This window comes from Nocardioides sp. (genome assembly GCF_024509035.1).
Lineage (GTDB): Bacteria > Actinomycetota > Actinomycetes > Propionibacteriales > Nocardioidaceae > Nocardioides.
Genome location: NZ_JANINT010000190.1, coordinates 1 through 4,224, shown reverse-complemented (window position 1 = coordinate 4,224; position 4,224 = coordinate 1). Strand labels below are relative to the sequence as shown.

The 4,224-nt window shown below is 72.9% G+C and carries 5 protein-coding genes; all 5 read left to right on the top strand.

Features of this window, described 5'->3' with window-relative positions:
- The first annotated feature begins 316 nt into the window (after positions 1–316).
- On the top strand, positions 317–475 hold the full coding sequence (locus tag Q0L15_RS14115) for a hypothetical protein (RefSeq protein ID WP_296605087.1): 159 nt from the start codon (positions 317–319) through the stop codon (positions 473–475).
- 1 nt (position 476) lies between these two features.
- Complete coding sequence (gene rsmH / locus Q0L15_RS14110) at positions 477–1,430, top strand: 16S rRNA (cytosine(1402)-N(4))-methyltransferase RsmH (RefSeq protein WP_296605086.1); 954 nt, start codon at positions 477–479, stop codon at positions 1,428–1,430.
- Entirely contained in the window at positions 1,427–2,059 is a 633-nt protein-coding gene (locus Q0L15_RS14105; protein ID WP_296605085.1) for a hypothetical protein, read from the top strand. The genes rsmH and Q0L15_RS14105 overlap by 4 nt, the downstream gene beginning before the upstream one ends.
- Before the next feature lie 20 nt (positions 2,060–2,079).
- Positions 2,080–3,840: a penicillin-binding protein 2 gene (locus Q0L15_RS14100; protein WP_296605084.1), complete on the top strand. Its 1,761-nt coding sequence runs from the start codon at positions 2,080–2,082 to the stop codon at positions 3,838–3,840.
- A gap of 37 nt (positions 3,841–3,877) precedes the next feature.
- A partial coding sequence (locus Q0L15_RS14095; RefSeq protein ID WP_296605083.1) for a Mur ligase domain-containing protein occupies positions 3,878–4,224 on the top strand: 347 nt, incomplete at its 3' end.

Below are 4,224 nucleotides of genomic sequence, written 5' to 3'. Positions count from 1 at the left end.
GGCCGGCGCCCAGGCGAAGTTCGCCGAGCTCGACGAGCAGCCCGCGCCGCACCCGGGCTGATCACCGCACGACCACCACGCACGAGCGAACACCGACAACAGCACAGCGATCCGCAGGACGAGGTCTCGAGCCCGCTCCCGCAGCCTTCTGGGACACCTTCCCCGGTTCCAGACGGCCACGTCATCTGGGGCACCTTCCCCGGTTCCAGACGACACTTCCCCAGCTCATCCGGGAGCGGGCAGGGACCTGGTCAGGCGGATCGCCCATCTCACAGCACCACCCACGCGCAACTCCGGGACACGAGGGTCGAAACCAATGAGCATCGCGCCAGCACAGGCACCGGTCGAGGCGCCGGTGCGCCGCGTCCGGCACCAGGCCCGCGACGCGGCGACCCTGATGGCCTTCTCGGCCGCCACCTCCGTGGCCGTCGCGCTCGGGTTCGTGCTCCTCGCCGTCCTGGCCCGTCAGGCCTGACATGGCGACCCCGTCCCACGTCCCGGTCCTGCTCGACCGGGTCGTCGCCCTCCTGGCGCCCGCGCTCCGACGCGAGGGCGCCGTCCTCGTGGACGCGACCCTCGGTCTGGGCGGCCACAGCGAGGCGGTGCTCTCACGGCTCGAGCTCGCCCGGGTGGTGGGCATCGACCGCGACCCCGAGGCGCTGCGGCTGGCGGGGGAGCGGCTGGCGCCGTTCGGCGACCGCTTCACCGGCGTGCACGCGGTCTACGACGAGATCCCCACGGTCCTCGCCGACCTCGGACTGGCGTCGGTGGATGCCGTCTTGTTCGACCTCGGCGTCTCCTCCATGCAGCTGGACGTGCGCGAGCGCGGCTTCGCCTACGCCGAGGACGCGCCGCTGGACATGCGCATGGACGGCAGCACCGGCATCACCGCCGCGGACGTCCTCAACACCTACGACGCCGCCGACCTCACGCGGGTGCTGCGCGACTACGGCGAGGAGAAGTTCGCCCGCAAGATCGCGACCGCCGTCGTGCGCGAGCGGGCACGCGAGCCGTTCACCCGGTCGGGTCGGCTGGTCGAGCTGCTGTACGCCGAGATCCCGGCCCCGGCGCGCCGCACCGGCGGGCACCCGGCGAAGCGGACCTTCCAGGCGCTGCGCATGGAGGTCAACGACGAGCTGGCGGTGCTGCGCCGCGCGATCCCGGCGGCCATCGACGCGATCGGCGTCGGTGGGCGCGTCGTCGTGGAGTCCTACCACTCGCTCGAGGACCGGCTGGTCAAGCAGGCGTTCGTGGCCGCGACCCGCCTCGACGTCCCCGAGGACCTCCCGTTCGTGCCGGCGGGCGCCGAGCCCGCCTTCCGCCTGGTGACCCGGGGTGCCGAGAAGGCGAACCCCGAGGAGATCTCCGAGAACCCACGCGCCGCCTCCGTCCGGCTGCGCGCCATCGAGCGAACGAAAGAGGCAGCATGAGCAGTCCGATGCCCCAGGTCCGCTCGCGGATGCCCCGGATCGCCGAGCAGGCCGTCGAGCGCGCTCGGCTCACCGTCGTCCCGCGCACCCGCGCGCAGGCGGCACGCATGCCGTTCGTCGCGCTGGTGACGATGATGCTGCTCGGGGGCGTCGTGGGGCTGCTCCTCTTCAACACCTCGATGCAGCAGTCCTCGTTCGCCGCGACAGCGCTCGAGGGACAGGCCACCACGCTCGCCGCCCGTCAGCAGAGCCTCCAGATGGAGCTCGACCGCCTGCGCGACCCGCAGCGGATCGCCACCGCGGCCCAGCGGCTCGGGATGGTCCAGGCGTGCACCCCGGCGTTCCTGGAGCTGGGCAGCTCGACGGTCACCGGCAAGCCGTGTGCCGCCGACGGCAGCGTCCCGTTCCGGATCACCCCGCCGCCGCCGGTCAAGCCGGCCGCGCTCGACCCGGCGCCGCACGTCGTCCACGTGGCCGCGCCCCCGGCGACGACCACGCGGACCCCCCAGGCGAACGCGCAGGACAACACGGGCGCGGGAGACGGCCGAAACGGCGACGGAGGCGGTAAGAAGAACCAGCAGCAACACCAGCAACAGCAGAACCAGCAGCACCAGCAGACCCGTCGCTGATCGAGACCACCGGAGACGTCGTGCGCCAGACCCGCCCGCCCCGCGGCTCCCGTCGGGGCTCCCCCCAGCTGCGGCTGCGCATGGGCTTCGTCGTCATCGCGATGGTGCTCTCCGTGTTCGGCGCCCGGCTGGTCCAGCTGCAGGGGCTCGATCCCAACTCCTACGCCGCGATGGCCGCCGCCGAGGGCGTGCAGAACGTGGTGCTGCCTGCCGAGCGCGGCGACATCCTCGACCGCAACGGCAAGCCGCTGGCCGGCTCGGTGGACGGGCTGATGGTGGTCGCCGACCCGCAGATGACCGCCGAGAAGGCGCCCGAGCTCGCGCGGTTCCTCTACCACCGCCTCGACGTCGACTACGTGGACACCTTGAGGAAGCTGCGCGAGCCGGGCAGCCGCTTCGAGTACATCGCGCGCCGCGTGCCGGCGACCAAGGCCACCGAGGTCGTCGAGGCCGCCGACGCCGCGGGCTTCGAGGGCCTCGACACCCGCCGCGACCCGCTGCGCGACTACCCGGTCGGTGACGTCGCCGCCAACCTGGTCGGCTTCATGGGCACCGACGAGCCGCTCGCGGGGCTCGAGCGCACCTTCGACCACCAGCTGGCCGGCACCGACGGCTCCGCCCGCTACGAGGTCGGTGGCGGCAACCGGATCCCGCTCGGGGAGAGCACGGTCACCAAGGCCGTCGACGGTCAGGACCTGAGGACCACGATCGACCTCGACCTCCAGTGGTACGCCCAGCGGGTGCTCGGGCAGACCGTCGAGAGCGCCCGAGCCGACAGCGGCTTCGCCGTGGTCATGGACAGCCGCACCGGCGAGCTGCTCGCCGTCGCCGACTACCCGACGTTCGACGCCAACGACCCGACCGGCTCGCCGAAGGAGGACCTCGGCTCCCGGGCGATGCAGGACGTCTACGAGCCCGGCTCGGTCGAGAAGGTGCTCACGGTGAGCTCCCTGATGGACCTGGGCCTGGTCACGCCGCGCACCAAGATCGTCGTACCGCCGCAGCTGCAGCGCGAGGACCGGCCGATCAACGACTGGTTCACCCACGGCACCATCCACCTGACGCTGGCGGGCGTCATTGCGAAGTCCTCCAACATCGGCACCGTCCTGGCCGCCGACAAGTTCGAGCAGGGCCAGCTCTACGACTACCTGTCGGCGTTCGGCCTCGGCCAACCGACCGATATCGGTGTGCGCGGTGAGTCCCAGGGGTTGCTGCCCGACGGCAGCGCGTGGACCCACCAGATGCAGGACCGCATCGCCTTCGGTCAGTCGGTCGCGGTCAACGGTGTGCAGATGGCGGCCGCCGTCAACACCATCGCGAACGGCGGTGTGCGCATCTCGCCGAGCCTGATCGAGGGCGAGGCGACCACCGACACCGGCGACGTCGTCGGCACCGACACGACCACCAAGCGGCGGGTCGTCAGCGCTGCGGCCGCGCGCGACACCATGCGGATGATGGAGCGGGTCGTCGACCCCGAGGTGGGCGTCGCGCCCGGCGCAGCGATCCCCGGTTACCGCGTCGCGGGCAAGACCGGCACCGCCCAGGCGACCAGCGAGGAGTGCGGCTGCTACGACGGCACGTTCGACGTGTCCTTCGCCGGGTTCGCGCCGGCCGACGACCCGCGGTTCACCGTCTACGTCGTGGTGAAGAACCCGCGCAACGGCGGAGGCGGCGGGTCCGTGGGCGGTCCGGCGTTCGCCAAGATCATGAGCTACACCCTGCAGCGCTACGCCGTCCCGCCCACCGGCACCCGGCCCTCGCGCCTGCCGGTCGAGTGGTGATCGCGGGCTGCGGGTCGACCGGCGATAGCCTCGCGTGGTGAGCGACGCGACCCGGCCAGAGCACCCGCCCCGGACGGCACTCACGGTCCTTGCCCGCTGGCTGGGCGGCGGGACGGCCGACGGGAGCGTGCTCCGCGGCGGCGCCGGGGACCCCGGTGAGGTCGAGATCACCGGCATCTCGCTCTCCTCCCAGCGCATCCGGCCCGGCGACCTCTACGCCGCGCTCCCGGGGTCGCGGGTGCACGGCATCGAGTACGCCGAGGCGGCCCTCGCGGCCGGAGCGGTCGCGATCCTCACCGACCCGGTCGGCGCCGAGCGGGGGCCGGCCGGCGCGCCGTACCTCGTCGTGGACGAGCCGCGTGCGCGGCTCGGGCGGCTCTCGGC